11 protein-coding genes are annotated in these 14232 nt (G+C 67.4%); 5 read left to right on the forward strand and 6 right to left on the reverse strand.

Translation table 11 applies throughout. The annotated features are described in order from the left end of the window. Positions 1-26: 26 nt before the first annotated feature. From ABB28_RS05040 to ABB28_RS05050, 3 genes are all read right to left on the reverse strand, one after another. The gene (locus ABB28_RS05040; protein WP_057507586.1) at positions 27-2423 is read right to left on the reverse strand and encodes a ribonucleoside-diphosphate reductase subunit alpha; all 2397 of its coding nucleotides are present in this window, start codon (positions 2421-2423) and stop codon (positions 27-29) included. A gap of 555 nt (positions 2424-2978) precedes the next feature. Then, positions 2979-4079 carry a cell division protein ZapE gene (gene zapE / locus ABB28_RS05045; protein ID WP_057507587.1) on the reverse strand — a complete coding sequence of 367 codons (1101 nt, stop codon included), beginning with the start codon at positions 4077-4079 and terminating at the stop codon, positions 2979-2981. Then, positions 4076-4750, reverse strand: coding sequence for an alpha/beta hydrolase (locus tag ABB28_RS05050; protein ID WP_057507588.1), 675 nt, complete (start codon positions 4748-4750; stop codon positions 4076-4078). The genes zapE and ABB28_RS05050 overlap by 4 nt, the downstream gene beginning before the upstream one ends. Before the next feature lie 45 nt (positions 4751-4795). On the opposite strand from ABB28_RS05050, the gene ABB28_RS05055 reads away from it, so the two are divergent. Then, on the forward strand, positions 4796-5653 hold the full coding sequence (locus ABB28_RS05055; protein ID WP_057507589.1) for an EamA family transporter: 858 nt from the start codon (positions 4796-4798) through the stop codon (positions 5651-5653). 150 nt (positions 5654-5803) lie between these two features. After that, positions 5804-6271, forward strand: coding sequence for a DUF3011 domain-containing protein (locus tag ABB28_RS05060; RefSeq protein ID WP_057507590.1), 468 nt, complete (start codon positions 5804-5806; stop codon positions 6269-6271). 42 nt (positions 6272-6313) lie between these two features. Here ABB28_RS05060 and ABB28_RS05065 read toward each other — a convergent pair whose 3' ends face one another. The 3 genes from ABB28_RS05065 to ABB28_RS05075 form a co-directional block, all read right to left on the reverse strand. Continuing rightward, positions 6314-7762 (reverse strand): ExeM/NucH family extracellular endonuclease, encoded by a 1449-nt coding sequence (locus ABB28_RS05065; RefSeq protein WP_057507591.1) that lies wholly within the window; start codon positions 7760-7762, stop codon positions 6314-6316. Positions 7763-7895: 133 nt separating this feature from the next. Then, positions 7896-8414 (reverse strand): c-type cytochrome, encoded by a 519-nt coding sequence (locus ABB28_RS05070; RefSeq protein ID WP_057507592.1) that lies wholly within the window; start codon positions 8412-8414, stop codon positions 7896-7898. A gap of 249 nt (positions 8415-8663) precedes the next feature. Further along, positions 8664-9269: a TetR/AcrR family transcriptional regulator gene (locus ABB28_RS05075; RefSeq protein WP_057507593.1), complete on the reverse strand. Its 606-nt coding sequence runs from the start codon at positions 9267-9269 to the stop codon at positions 8664-8666. A 141-nt stretch (positions 9270-9410) separates the two neighbouring features. Here ABB28_RS05075 and ABB28_RS05080 point away from each other — a divergent pair, with 141 nt between their 5' ends. Genes ABB28_RS05080 through ABB28_RS05090 form a run of 3 tightly spaced genes read left to right on the forward strand, consistent with a single transcriptional unit; the run spans position 9411 to position 14203 of the window. Beyond that, positions 9411-10574, forward strand: a complete 1164-nt coding sequence (locus tag ABB28_RS05080; protein WP_057507594.1) for an isovaleryl-CoA dehydrogenase — start codon at positions 9411-9413, stop codon at positions 10572-10574. 9 nt (positions 10575-10583) lie between these two features. Then, positions 10584-12194 (forward strand): carboxyl transferase domain-containing protein, encoded by a 1611-nt coding sequence (locus ABB28_RS05085; protein ID WP_057507595.1) that lies wholly within the window; start codon positions 10584-10586, stop codon positions 12192-12194. 26 nt (positions 12195-12220) lie between these two features. Then, positions 12221-14203 carry an acetyl-CoA carboxylase biotin carboxylase subunit gene (locus ABB28_RS05090; RefSeq protein ID WP_057507601.1) on the forward strand — a complete coding sequence of 661 codons (1983 nt, stop codon included), beginning with the start codon at positions 12221-12223 and terminating at the stop codon, positions 14201-14203. Positions 14204-14232 lie beyond the last annotated feature (29 nt).

The following is a 14232-nucleotide window of genomic DNA, read 5'->3' on the forward strand; positions in this document are numbered from 1 at the left end:
TACGATGATGTGACGGAGCGTGCCGATTACTGGCACGCCTCGCAGCTTTCCGGATTTTCCAGCGAGCAGGCGATGGCATCGACCGGATCGACGGCGGCCACGTGGCTGCTGACGGTGGTCTTGGCGATCTTGGTGGCCGGACGCGAACGCAGGTAATAGGTGGTCTTGATGCCCTGCTTCCAGGCGTACATGTACATGGACGACATCGCGCCGATGTTCGGGCTTTCCATGAACAGGTTGAGCGAGGCGGACTGGTCGATGAAGGCACCGCGGTCGGCGGCCATGTCGATCAGCGAACGCATCGGCAGTTCCCATGCGGTGCGGTACACGTGGCGCAGCGTTTCCGGGATCTGGGCGATGCCCTGGATGGAACCGTCGGCCAGCTTGATCGCATCGCGCATTTCCGGCGTCCAGTGGCCCAGCTTCTTCAGCTCGGTCACCAGGTAACGGTTGATCTGCAGGAAATCGCCGGACAGCGTCTCGCGCTTGAACAGGTTGGACACCTGCGGTTCCACGCACTCGTAGCAGCCGGCGATGGAGGCGATGGTGGCGGTCGGGGCGATCGCGATCATCAGCGAGTTGCGCAGGCCGTGTTCCTTGATCCGCTCACGCAGGGCGTCCCAGCGCGCAGTGTCTTCCGGCACCACGTTCCAGGCATCGAACTGCAGCTCGCCGCTGGCCGCACGGGTGTCGGCGAAGGACGGGTGCTTGCCACGTTCCTGGGCCAGTTCGACCGAGGTTTCCAGCGCGTGGAAGTAGATGGTCTCGGCGATCTTCTTCGACAGCGCGCGGGCTTCGGCACTGTCGAAGGCCAGGCGCTTGCGGAAGAACACGTCCTGCAGGCCCATGCAGCCCAGGCCGACCGGACGCCAGCGCAGGTTGCCGCGGCGTGCCGATTCGATCGGGTAGAAGTTCAGGTCGATCACGCGGTCCAGCTGGCGGATCGCCAGGCGCACGGTGTCGGCCAGCTTGTCGAAATCGAACTCGCCGTGGCCGTCGAAATGGTTGCCCAGGTTGATCGAGCCCAGGTTGCACACCGCGGTCTCTTCGGCCGAGGTGACTTCCAGGATTTCGGTGCACAGGTTGGACAGGTGGATCACGTTGCCCGGACGCAGGGTCTGGTTGCTGGCGCGGTTGCACTTGTCCTTGAAGGTCATCCAGCCGTTGCCGGTCTCGGCCAGGGTGCGCATCATCCGCGAGTACAGCTTGCGTGCGGAGATGGTGCGGTTGGCCTTGCCCTGCGCTTCGGCCTGCAGGTACGCCGCTTCGAAGGCGTCGCCGAACAGGTCGGTGAATTCGGGGACCACGCGCGGATCGAACAGCGACCATTCCTGGTCGGCCTCGACGCGCTTCATGAACAGGTCCGGGATCCAGTTGGCCAGGTTCAGGTTGTGCGCACGGCGCGATTCGTCACCGGTGTTGTCACGCAGCTCGAGGAAGTCCTCGATGTCGGCGTGCCAGCTTTCCAGGTACACACAGGCCGCGCCCTTGCGCTTGCCACCCTGGTTCACCGCGGCCACCGAGGAATCCATGGTCTTCAGCCACGGCACGATGCCGTTGGAATGGCCGTTGGTGGACTTGATCAGCGAGCCACGCGAACGCACGCGGGTGTAGCTGACGCCGATACCGCCGCTGAACTTGGACAGCTGGGCGATGTCGCCGTACTTGGAGTAGATGGATTCCAGCGAATCCTGCGGCGAATCCAGCAGGAAGCAGGACGACAGCTGCTCGTGGGTGGTACCCGAGTTGAACAGCGTCGGCGAGGACGGCAGGTAATCCAGGTTGCCCATGCGCTTGTACAGCGCCAGGGTCTCGGCCACGTCTTCGCTCAGCGCGCTGGCGATGCGCAGGAAGAACTGCTGCGGGGTCTCGATCACCTTGCGGGTGTGCGGATGGCGCAGCAGGTAGCGGTCGTACAGGGTACGCAGGCCGAAGTAATCGAAGTTCAGGTCCAGCGTCGGATCGATCGCATCGTTGAGCTTGCGTGCGTTGATCTGCACGAAGCCCAGCAGGCGGTCGTTGATCAGGCCCACTTCGTGGCCACGGCCGACCGACTGCGAGAACGCGTGGATCTCCTGGTTGGACACTTCCTTGGCGATGAAGTTGGCCAGCAGGCGCGCGGCCAGGCGGCCGTACTCGGGCTCTTCACCGATCAGCAGGGCGGAGGTGCGGATGGACAGCTCATCCAGCTCCTGCGTGGTGGCGCCGTTGTACAGGCCGGAGATGGTGCGGGTGGCCACGCGCATCGGATCGACCGAATGCAGGCCTTCGGAGGAACGCTGCACCGCGCGGACGATCTTGTTCAGGTCCACCAGCTCGGTCGTACCGTTGCGCTTGGTCACACTCATGGTGTTGGCAGTCGGCGGCGACGTAAGCAGGAACTCGCTTTCCTTGTCGATGGTGGCGCTGTTTTCGGTGGTCACGGCGGTGGTCCTCTGGGCGTGAGATGGGATGCACGGCGCGCCTGGGCAGGCACGTCCCGGTGCGGATCAATCCAAGGATGAAAGAAGGGCGTCGCACAAGGCGCGACAGCGACGGAAAGCCCGCACACCGCACCCTGCAAAACCTGTCATCCGATCAGAGATCACGCAGCCAGTGCCGCACATGTGCACATGCGGCTGTCGGCAAGACGGAAAGGCTCCCGAAAGTACCGTTGCGGGGCAGTGCCGGACTCCCTGCGGGCAGGGGTCCAGGCTTCCCGTCCGTGCCCTCGACTTGTGGTCGAAGACACCGACGGCCACAAGATAGTGGGGGTAAGGGGGTCCGTCAACGCCAAATGTAGGGATTTCTCCTAATCCCTTGCAGCGCAAGGATCAGCGCTTTCGACCCCGCCCGGCCGCGGCGGCACCCGCCAGAAACGGGTGCGCAGTCAAGGCCGCAGGGCACGATTCTGGCGTGACAGCGGGTCGCGATCAACGCAACAGTGACCCTCACGCAGCGTGCACGAAGCTGGCTGGGGAGGCCGGGTGGCGGGGGACTCAGGCTTTGTGCGCGGTACCCAGGTACTCCGCGCTCTGCATTTCGATCAGGCGCGAGGCGGTGCGCTCGAAGGCGCCCTGCAGGCGGTTGCCGGTATACAGTTCGACCGGCGAGGTGCTGGCGGTGCAGACCAGGTTGACGTGGCGGTCGTACAGTTCGTCGATCAGGTTGACGAAGCGCCGTGCGGCGTCTTCGTTGTTGCGGTCGAAGACGGGGATGCCGCCCAGCAGCACGGTGTTGAACTCCTGCGCGATCTCGATGTAATCCGAGGGCCCGCGCGGGCCTTCGCACAGCGCCGGGAAATCGAACCAGGCGATGCTCTTGCCGCGCCCGCGCACCGGGATCTTGCGGCCTTCGATCTCGATGTTGCCGGCCTTCGCCGGCTGTCCACCGCTGAGGTCGGCCCAGCGGCTGGCCAGCCAGTCATCGCTGTCGGCCGCCAGCGGCGCGCGGTACACCGGCGAACGCGTGAGCGCGCGCATGCGGTAGTCCTCGGTGCCTTCGGCGTACAGTTCCACGCAGTAACGCTGCAGCAGGTCGATGGCCGGCAGGAAGCTGTCGCGCTGCAGGCCGTTGAGGTACAGGTTTTCCACCGCCGTGTTGGAGGTGGTCACCAGGGTCACGCCCTCGGCGAACAGGCGCTCCAGCAGGCGCGCCAGCAGCATCGCATCGCCGATGTCGGTGACGAAGAATTCGTCCAGCACCAGCACGCGCAGCTTGCTGCGCCACTCCTGTGCGATCTTCGCCAGTGGATCGCTCTGCCCCTGGTGCTCGCGCAGGCGTTCGTGGATGCCGCGCATGAAACGGTGGAAGTGCGTGCGGTACTTCTGCTGGATCGGCAGCCCGTCGTAGAACAGGTCCACCAGGAAAGTCTTGCCGCGACCGACGCCGCCCCAGAAATACAGGCCCTTGACCGCTTCGGGCTTCTTGAAGAACGACGACAACCGGTCCAGCCAGCCGTCGTCAGCATCTTCCAGCAGCGCCAGGTGGATGCGGTCCAGTTCGGCCAGCGCGGCGTGCTGGGCCGGGTCATCCTGCCATTCGCCGCGCGCCACGCCTTCGGCATAGCGCCGCGAAGGGGTCATCACCGCCTCGCTCATGCCGCCGGGTCCGCTTGCAGCGGCAGCCAGCGCTTCACCCCGTGGGTGATCGCTCCACGCAGGTCGATCAGCTTGCGATGGAAGAAATGGCTGGTGTCGGGCATGCGCACCAGCTCATGCGGCGCGTCCACGCTGTCCAGCCAGTCGTACACCGCCTGCGGATCGACGATCTCGTCCTGCTCGCCCTGGATCACCAGCCACTGTGCCGGCGGCTGGATGCCACCGAAGTCCCAGCGCCCGGCCGGCGGGGCGATCGATACCAACGCCTGCGGCTGCACGTCCGCAGTGACCTTCAAGGAAACGAAGGCACCGAAACTGAAGCCCACCAGCCACAGCTGGTGATCCGGGCGCTGTTCGCGCACCCACGCCACCACGGCCTTCAGGTCGTCCTGTTCGCCGTTGCCGTGGTCGAAGCTGCCGGCCGATTCGCCGACGCTGCGGAAGTTGAAGCGCACGGTGGTCACGCCGAGGTCGCGCAGCGTGTTGGCGGCCATGGTGACCACCTTGTTGTGCATCGTGCCGCCTTCGGTGGACAGCGGGTGGCAGACGATGGCGGTCACCGGCTGGGCCGGCACCTCCGGCTTGGGCAGATCAACGGCGACGTCCAGCGGACCAACCGGTCCGGCAAGCACGAGGGTGTCCGACTGCGGGGGGAAAGGAGGATTGCGCATGGCAACATGATAGCGTCCCCCACCCGTCCCCTGCTCCCGGCCCCCATGTACTTCCTCGTCTTCGCGGTGATCTGCAGCGTTCTGGTGTCGGTGCTGCTGAAGCTGGCACAGCGGCGGCAACTGGATGTCAGCCAGATGGTCACCTGGAATTACCTGGTGGCCGCGGCGATGACCGGCCTGGTGCTGCGCCCGCCCATGGCCTCGCTGCACTCCAGCCAAGCGCCGTGGGCGGCCCTGCTGGCGCTGGCGGTGATCCTGCCTGCGATCTTCCTGGTGCTCGGTCGCGCGGTGGCGGTGGCCGGCATCGTGCGCAGCGACGTGGCGCAGCGGTTGTCGCTGCTGCTATCGCTGCTGGCGGCGTTCGCGTTCTTCGGCCAGACCGCCACGCCGTGGAAGCTGGCAGGGCTGGGCCTGGGCCTGGTGGCGATGCTGGCCATCAGCGTGCGGCCGCGCGGACCGGAAGTGGACGCCGCGCCGGCAGGCTGGCGCTGGCTGCTCGGCGTATGGGTCGGCTTCGCAGCGGTGGACATCCTGCTGAAGAAGGTCGCGCTGTCCGGCACCCCGTCGATGGCTGCCTTGCTGGTGTGTTTCAGCCTGGCCTTCCTGTTGATGCTGGCCCTGCAGCTATGGCGCCATGCCCGGCGCCGCAGCCGGCTGGCGTGGCGCAACCTCGGCGCCGGTGCCCTGCTCGGCTTGCTCAACGGCGGCAACATCCTGTTCTACGTGCATGCGCACCAGGCCCTGCCCGACAGCCCCGCCACGGTGTTCGCCGGCATGAACATCGGCGTAGTGGTACTGGGCGCGCTGGTCGGCGTGTTCGGCTTCGGCGAACGCACCAGCAGGTGGAACCGGTGTGGGCTGGCACTGGCGGTGCTGGCGATAGGCCTGATCGCGCGGGGGTGACGTCAGCGCCACGTAAATAGGTTGAGGCACCAATGGACCAAGAAGTCCATAGATAAATTTGATGTTGCGACCGGGTTCGCAGTCGTGGCGCCACTGGCTGCGGACCGATCCCTACAGTGCAGATGTCCTGATCTATCCGAAGGCATTGGCATGAAACATCAGAACAAGCCGTGGCATTCCGTCGGTCTGGCGTGCGCCCTTTTGACAGGCTGCAGCACAGCCGGCTACGCGCAGTACGCCGACACAATACCGGCCTACCCGCTGGACCCGTCCACGACCGTGGAGTACGCGCCGCCGCCGCCCTACAACCCGTATGCTGAAACACGGCCCGCGCGTCCCGTCGTCGCGCCGCCTTACGATTACAACCCCTACGCGGAAACCGTCCAGATCGCCCCGCCGGCCGACCGCTCCTCGCAACTGGTCAACTGCGGCAGCAAAGACCACCGCTACGTCCGCTGCGAGGTCCAGTTGTCCCACAAGGACAGCGTGCACCTGGTACAGCAGCAATCGCGCTCGCCCTGCGTGCAGGGCCGCGATTGGGGACAGGACCAGGGCGCTATCTGGGTCTCCAATGGCTGCCGGGCCACGTTCCGGATCGAGCGCTATTACTGGCGTTGACCGCCTGGCGCGGGACGTCGCCCGGTCATTCCCGGCGACGCCTCAGCGATCGAAGCCAAGCAGCAGCGGATCGTGGTCGGAACTGCGCCACGGACCCTCGACGTTGCGCTGCTGGTAGCCGCTGGCGTCCATTTCGTCGGCGTTGCTGTGCCATTCGGCCGCACCGGCCAGGCGACGGGCCATGCCGGCATTGAGCAGCGCGTGGTCCAGCCGTCCGCTGTAGCCGTTGTAGACGTAGCTGTAGGGACGCTCGACCTTGGCCACCGCGAAGGCGTCCTGCCAGCCGGCGCTGCGCAGCGCGCGGATCGGGTCTTCCATCGCGTATGCGTTGAAGTCGCCCAGCAGTACCGCATCGCGGGCGCCGGTACCGGTCGGGTCGCCCTGCATCCAGGCGTTCAACTGCTGCGCCGAGGCGACCCGCGTGGCGTTCCAGCAGCCCTGGCCGTCGTTCTGGTCGGCATCGGCGCCGCTGGCATCGCGGCAGCCCTTCGATTTGAAATGGTTGGCGACCACCATGAAGGGCGCACCGCCCTTGGCCTGGAAGGCCTGCGCCAGCGGCACCCGGCTGTGTTCGACGAAGGTACCGCCCTCCAGCGTGGCCGGCGTGCCGAGCGCGGTCAGCCGGCTGGCGCGGTAGATGATGCCGACCCGGATCGGGTTCTCGCCCGGGCCCTTGCCGGCATTGACGAAGCGCCAGTCCGCGTGGCTGCCGGGGGCGGCATTGATCGCATCGACCAGCGTGGCGATGGCCGACTGTGGCCCATAGCCATCGTTCTCCAGCTCCATCAGCGCCGCCACGTCCGCATCCAGCGGGCCGATGGTGGCGATCAACTTGTTCAGCTGCGCGTGGTGTTCGTCCAGCGTCCTGGCCCCGCGCAGGGTGGGGAAGCCGCCGCCCTTGCCGTCGCCGTTGAAGAAGTTTTCCAGGTTGAACGCGGCCACCTTCAACGAACCCAGCACCTGCGGCACCGCCGGACGCTGCAGCGCAGGCAGGTCCAGCGCGCGGCCCAGCTGCAGGCTCGGTCGCCCCTCGGCGTCCACGCGTACGCGGCCTTCCACGCCCCGCAGCTGCATGCCGGTGCGCAGCACCGCGTCGCTGGCCAGGTAGGGCACCTGCTGCGGGTCGCGCGCATCGCTGCCATCATCCAGCAGCAGGCGTCGGCGCTGGTTGTCGGCCATCACCTGGCTGTAGCCAGCGCTGCCCGGCACGGCCACTTCGGTGGGTTGCCACAGGCGGCCTTCGAAGGCCACGGTGAGCTGGCCGAAACGCTCCAGGCCGTCGGTGCCGGCGAGGGTGAGCGGGGCGGCGATGCGGACGTACTTGCCATCCAGCGCGCGCCAGTCCGTTGGCGCACGGGCCAGGGTGAGGGTGGCGCCCTGCGGGCTGGCCAACTGGCCCGGCATCGCCTGCGGCGCGGTCTGCGGCTGCGGCTGCGCAAAGGCGGGGGAAACGGACAAGGCCACGGCAAAGGCAAGCAGGCAACGGCGCATCGACAACGGCTCCAGACAGTTACAGCGGCAACGGAAGGGGAATGTCGCCACTGTAACCACAAAACATGAAAGCCTGATGCGTCTTGCCGCCGGTGGCCGCAACCGGCAAAGACCCCAGACGCTGACCCCTGTCTTACTTCAGGTTGCCGATCATCCAGTCGACCGTGGCGTGCATCTGCGCTTCGGTCAGTGCGGGGTTGCCGCCCTTGGGCGGCATGATGCCGCCGTCCGGGCCGGTGTAGCCCTCGATGGCGTGCTTGTAGAGGGTTTCCTTGCCCTGCGCGATGCGCGCATCCCAGTGCGAATGATCCAGCGTGGGGGCCAGGCCGACACCGGTGGTGTGGCAGGCGGTGCACAGGTTGTCGTAGATCACTTTGCCGTCGGTGGTGCCGCCGTAGGCCACCTGCGAGGCGGCCTTTGCCAGCGCGGCCGCCTGGGCCGCGGCCTGCGCCGCCGCGCCTGTGCTGCCGGCGTAGACCGCACCGGCCGGGGCGATGCGCTGGCCGGTACGCAGCGCGGCCGTGGGCGATACCTCGGCGGGAATCCGCGTGTGCAACCAGGCCGCCAGGAAGATCAACCCCAGGGTGATCAGGGCCAGCAGGCCGATGACCATGGAAAAGCGTTTCAGGAACTCAAGATCATGATTCCGCACTCTTCGTTACCCCTGGCTGATAGTCGATGGACCACGGCTGAGCGTATGAGCCTGCCGGCCGAGTATAGAACGGGCTTCGCCGTGGACAACAGCGCAGTGCAGCATGGGGAGCGGTGGCCATGCCGCTGTGCTCGCCGAGCGTGGCTGGGCGCTGCCGGCTGCGGGCTTGTGACGACCAACGGTCGTCACCCACCAAGACGCGGGTGTCACCCACCGAGGCGCTGGTGTCACCCCGCAAGGCGCTGGTGATCAGCCGCCTGCCGCGCGCAGGCAGAACGCGCTGATCGAGTCAGCCAGGGCGTGTTCGTCGCGATGCGCCTGGCGGCTTGGCGCGGTCGGGCCCACCAGTGCTTCGGTGAAGGCACCGACGATGCAGGCCGCGGTGACGTCCACGTCCTGCGCCGGGAAGGCGCCGCTGGCGATGCCGTCTTCCACCAGCCGACGGAACACGTCGCCGAAGCGCCTGCGCCCACGCATGCGTTCGGCTTCCACTTCCGGGTCCACCGGTTCGACGATGAAGGCATGCGCCAGCCCCGGGCCGGCCAACGCGCGCCGCACGAAGGCGGTGATCGCCAGCCGCAGCCGCTGCGGTGCCGGTTCGCTGCCGGCGGCGATGCCTTCCAGGATCTCCACCTCGTGCTCCACCGCCGCGCTCAACACTTCCACGAACAGTTCCGCCTTGGACGGGAAGTGGCGGTAGATCAACCCGGTCGACACCCCCGCCTGGGCCGCCACGGCGGTCACCGGTGCGTTGCGGTACCCGCCCGCCGCAACCAGTTCACGGGCCGCCAGCAGGATCCGCTCGCGCGCTCCCGCCATCCGTTCTTCCATCAGCGGGGAGCGTTTGTAGGCCATGTCGTGATTGTAGATTCATTTTTTGAACTTGTGTTCACTTTTTAGCCGATCCGGGCTAGTCTGGGCCATCGCCCGCGCAGGCGTCCTGCCTGCTCCCCTCCGGTGCGCCCCTACCCGTCGCCTGTCCGTGGAGTCGCCCGCATGCATGTTCCATCCCTGAATTTCGACCTTGGCGAAGACATCGACCTGCTGCGCGACAGCGTGGCGCAGTTCGCCGCCGCCGAAATCGCGCCGTTGGCCGCCCATGCCGATGAAACCAACCAGTTCCCGCTGGCGCTGTGGCGCAAGCTGGGCGAGCAGGGCCTGCTCGGCATGACCGTGGAAGAGGAATACGGCGGCACCGGCATGGGCTACCTGGCCCACGTGGTGGCGATGGAAGAAGTCTCGCGTGCTTCCGGCGGCATCGGCCTGTCCTACGGTGCGCACTCCAACCTGTGTGTGAACCAGCTGCGCAAGAACGGCACCCAAGCGCAGAAGCAGCGCTTCCTGCCTGGCCTGTGCAGCGGCGAGCTGGTCGGTGCGCTGGCGATGAGCGAACCCGGTGCCGGCTCGGACGTGGTGTCGATGAAACTGCGCGCGGAAAAGCGCGGCGACCGCTACGTGCTCAACGGCAACAAGATGTGGATCACCAACGGCCCGGATGCCGACGTGCTGGTGGTGTATGCCAAGACCGATCCGGACGCCGGCGCCAAGGGCATCACGGCCTTCCTCGTGGAAAAAGGCATGAAGGGTTTCAGCACCGCGCAGAAGCTGGACAAGCTCGGCATGCGCTCCTCGCCCACCAGTGAGCTGGTGTTCCAGGACTGCGAAGTGCCGGCGGAGAACGTGCTCGGCCAGGAAGGCAGCGGCGTGCGCGTGCTGATGTCCGGGCTGGATTACGAACGCGTGGTGCTGTCCGGTGGCCCGCTGGGGCTGATGGCCGCGGCGATGGACGTGGTGATGCCATATGTGCACGAGCGCCACCAGTTCGGTGAAGCCATCGGCAGTTTCCAGCTGATCCAGGCCAAGATCGCCGACATGTACGTCGGCCTCGGCGCCTGCCGTGCCTACGTGTATGCGGTGGCGCGCGCCTGCGACCAGGGCCGCACCACCCGCCAGGACGCGGCTGGCGCCATCCTGTACGCGGCCGAGAAGGCCACCTGGCTGACCGGCCAGGCGATCCAGATCCTGGGCGGCAACGGCTACATCAACGAATACCCGACCGGGCGCCTGTGGCGCGATGCCAAGCTGTATGAAATCGGCGCCGGCACCTCGGAAATCCGCCGCATGCTGATCGGTCGCGAACTGTTCCAGCGCACGCTGTAAGGGCCTTCCATGAGCACTCTGAGCACCCAGCTGCACGCCGGCAGCGAACCCTTTGAAAGCAACCGCAGCGCCATGCAGGCGGTGGTCGACGACCTGCATGCCACCCTGGCGCGCACCGCACTGGGCGGCAGCGAGGCGGCGCGCAGCAAGCACACCGCGCGCGGCAAGCTGCTGGTGCGTGAGCGCATCGATGCACTGCTGGATGCCGGCAGCGCCTTCCTGGAAATCGCCCCCCTGGCGGCGCACGGCATGTATGAAGACGCGGTGCCCTGCGCCGGCGTGGTGGCCGGCATCGGCCGGGTGAGCGGCGTGGAATGCGTGATCGTGGCCAACGATGCCACGGTCAAGGGCGGCACGTACTACCCGATGACGGTGAAGAAGCACCTGCGCGCGCAGGAGATCGCCGAGCAGAACCGCCTGCCCTGCATCTACCTGGTCGACTCCGGCGGCGCCTTCCTGCCGCTGCAGGACGAGGTGTTCCCGGACCGCGACCACTTCGGCCGCATCTTCTACAACCAGGCCAACCTGTCCGCGCAGGGCATCCCGCAGATCGCCTGCGTGATGGGCAGCTGCACCGCTGGCGGCGCCTACGTGCCGGCGATGAGCGATGAAACGGTGATCGTGCGCGAGCAGGGCACCATCTTCCTCGGCGGCCCGCCGCTGGTGAAGGCCGCGACCGGTGAAGTGGTCAGCGCCGAAGACCTCGGCGGTGCCGACGTGCATACGCGCCTTTCCGGCGTCGCCGACCACATGGCCGACAACGACCTGCAGGCACTGGCGCGGGTCCGCGCGATCATCGCCCAGCTCAACTGGTGCAAGCCGGAGCCGGCGATGGCGCTGCAGCCGCCGCAGGAACCGCTGTTCCCGCCGCAGGACCTGTATGGCGTGATCCCGGCCGACACCCGCAAACCGTTCGACGTGCGCGAAGTGATCGCCCGGCTGGTGGACGGATCGCGGTTCGACGAGTTCAAGCCGCGCTACGGCAGCACCCTGGTCACCGGCTTCGCCCACCTGCACGGTTATCCGGTGGGCATCATCGCCAACAACGGCATCCTGTTTTCCGAGTCCGCGCTGAAGGGCGCGCACTTCATCGAACTGTGCACCCAGCGCAACATCCCGCTGGTGTTCCTGCAGAACATCACCGGCTTCATGGTGGGCCGCAAGTACGAACAGGGCGGCATCGCCAAGGACGGCGCCAAGCTGGTGATGGCGGTGGCCTGCGCGAAGGTGCCGAAGTTCACGGTGGTGATCGGCGGCTCGTTCGGTGCCGGCAACTACGGCATGTGCGGCCGTGCCTACTCGCCCAACTTCCTGTGGATGTGGCCCAACGCACGCATCGGCGTGATGGGCGGCGAGCAGGCCGCCAGCGTGCTGGCCACGGTCAAGCGCGATGGCATCGAAGCCAAGGGCGGCGCGTGGGCGGCAGCGGAAGAAGAAGCGTTCAAGGCACCGATCCGCGACCAGTTCGAACACCAGGGACACCCCTACTACGCCAGCGCACGGCTGTGGGACGACGGCATCATCGATCCCGCCGACACCCGTCGCGTGCTGGCCCTGGCCCTGTCGGCCAGCCTCAACGCCCCGGCCCGCGAGACACGCTTCGGCGTGTTCCGCATGTGACCTGCGCCATGACCGAGCCCTGCACCATGTTCACCAAGATCCTGATCGCCAACCGCGGCGAAATCGCCTGCCGCGTCATTGCCACCTGCCGCCGGCTTGGCATCGCCACGGTGGCGGTGTACTCCGATGCCGACCGCACTGCGCGCCATGTGCGGCTGGCCGACGAAGCCATCGCGATCGGTCCGGCGCCGGCCGCGGAAAGCTACCTGCGCGCCGATGTGATCCTGGAGGCGGCCCGACGCAGTGGCGCCCAGGCGATCCATCCCGGCTACGGCTTCCTGTCTGAAAACGCCGCTTTCGCCGAGGCCTGCGCGGCCGCCGGGGTGGTATTCATCGGCCCGCCGGCCAGCGCCATCCGCGCGATGGGCGACAAGAGCGCGGCCAAGGCCCTGATGCAGCAGGCCGGCGTGCCGTTGACGCCCGGCTACCACGGCGACGACCAGGACCCGCAGTTCCTGCGTGGGCAGGCCGATGCGATCGGCTACCCGGTGCTGATCAAGGCCAGCGCCGGTGGCGGTGGCAAGGGCATGCGCCGGGTGGATGACAGTGCGGCCTTCATCGAGGCCCTGGCCAGCTGCCAGCGCGAAGCGCGTTCGGCCTTCGGCAACGACCACGTGCTGGTGGAAAAATACGTACTGCGTCCGCGCCATATCGAGATCCAGGTGTTCGGCGATGGCCACGGCAACGTGGTGCATCTGTTCGAGCGCGACTGTTCGGTGCAGCGCCGCCACCAGAAGGTGCTGGAAGAAGCACCCGCCCCGGGCATGACCGCCGAACGTCGCGCGGCGATGGGCAAGGCCGCCGTCGATGCGGCGCGCGCGGTGGGCTACGTGGGCGCCGGCACGGTGGAGTTCATCGCCTCGCCCGACGGCGACTTCTACTTCATGGAAATGAACACCCGGCTGCAGGTGGAACACCCGGTGACCGAGTTCATCACCGGCACCGACCTGGTGGCCTGGCAGCTGCGCGTGGCCGCCGGCCAGCCGCTGCCGAAGCGCCAGGACGAGCTGGCCATCGGTGGCCATGCGCTGGAAGCGCGGCTGTACGCCGAGGACGCGGACAAAGGCTTCCTGCCCTCGATCGGCACGCTGCGCCACCTGCGCCTGCCGCCGGAAAGCGCCCACGTGCGCGTGGATACCGGCGTGGAACAGGGCGACACCATCACCCCGTTCTACGATCCGATGATCGCCAAGCTGATCGTCTGGGACGTGGACCGCGATGCGGCGTTGCGGCGCATGCAGCAGGCCTTGGCGGACTGCCAGGTGGTCGGGGTGACCACCAATGCCGGCTTCCTGCGGCGGCTGGTGGGCACCGATTCGTTCGCGCAGGCCAAGCTGGACACCGCGTTGATCGAACGCGAGCAGGACGCGCTGGCCGCGCCCGCTGCTGGCGAAGCGGCGCTGTGGACGCTGGCGGCGATCGGCGCGGTGGTGACTACCGCGCGCGCGGCGGTGGATGCGCGCGATCCGCGCTCGCCGTGGCAGGCACAGGACGGCTGGCGCATCGGGGCTTCAGCCTCGCGCCTGCTGCCGCTGCAGCAGGGCGAGCGACAGCATTCGCTGCGGGTACAGACGCAGCCGGGCGGCTGGCAGGTGCAGCGCGATGCGGAGCCGGCGCAGCAGGTCAGCGGCCGCTTCGCCGACGGCCAACTGGACGTGGCGCTGGATGGGCAGCGGTGGCGTGTGGGCGTGCAGCGCGATGACGGCCAGGTGTATCTGTTCACTGCGCAGGGCCAGCAGCGCTTCAGCGTGCATGACCCGGTGGGCGAATCCGAGCAGGCCACGGCGGATGCCGGCAGCCTGCTGGCGCCGATGCCGGGCAGGATCGTCGCCACGCTGGTGGAGCCGGGCAGCAAGGTCAGCCGCGGTACGCCGCTGGTGGTGCTGGAGGCGATGAAGATGGAGCACACCCTGGCCGCGCCGGCCGACGGCACCGTGCATGGCTATCGTGCCAAGGCCGGGGAACAGGTGGGCGACGGCGCGGTGCTGGTGGATTTCGAGGCGGTGTAGCGCAACTTCCAGGCGGGGTACGTCGGGTT

The organism is Stenotrophomonas chelatiphaga, from assembly GCF_001431535.1.
GTDB lineage: Bacteria > Pseudomonadota > Gammaproteobacteria > Xanthomonadales > Xanthomonadaceae > Stenotrophomonas > Stenotrophomonas chelatiphaga.

Bases quoted from the DNA above. Each gene is read 5' to 3' on its own strand.
- ABB28_RS05075 (WP_057507593.1), bottom strand. From the start codon at position 9,269: ATGGCCTACAAACGCTCCCCGCTGATGGAAGAACGGATGGCGGGAGCG.
- ABB28_RS05065 (WP_057507591.1), bottom strand. From the start codon at position 7,762: ATGCGCCGTTGCCTGCTTGCCTTTGCCGTGGCCTTGTCCGTTTCCCCC.
- ABB28_RS05055 (WP_057507589.1), top strand. From the start codon at position 4,796: ATGTACTTCCTCGTCTTCGCGGTGATCTGCAGCGTTCTGGTGTCGGTG.
- ABB28_RS05080 (WP_057507594.1), top strand. From the start codon at position 9,411: ATGCATGTTCCATCCCTGAATTTCGACCTTGGCGAAGACATCGACCTG.
- ABB28_RS05085 (WP_057507595.1), top strand. From the start codon at position 10,584: ATGAGCACTCTGAGCACCCAGCTGCACGCCGGCAGCGAACCCTTTGAA.
- ABB28_RS05060 (WP_057507590.1), top strand. From the start codon at position 5,804: ATGAAACATCAGAACAAGCCGTGGCATTCCGTCGGTCTGGCGTGCGCC.
- ABB28_RS05090 (WP_057507601.1), top strand. From the start codon at position 12,221: ATGTTCACCAAGATCCTGATCGCCAACCGCGGCGAAATCGCCTGCCGC.
- zapE (WP_057507587.1), bottom strand. From the start codon at position 4,079: ATGAGCGAGGCGGTGATGACCCCTTCGCGGCGCTATGCCGAAGGCGTG.
- ABB28_RS05050 (WP_057507588.1), bottom strand. From the start codon at position 4,750: ATGCGCAATCCTCCTTTCCCCCCGCAGTCGGACACCCTCGTGCTTGCC.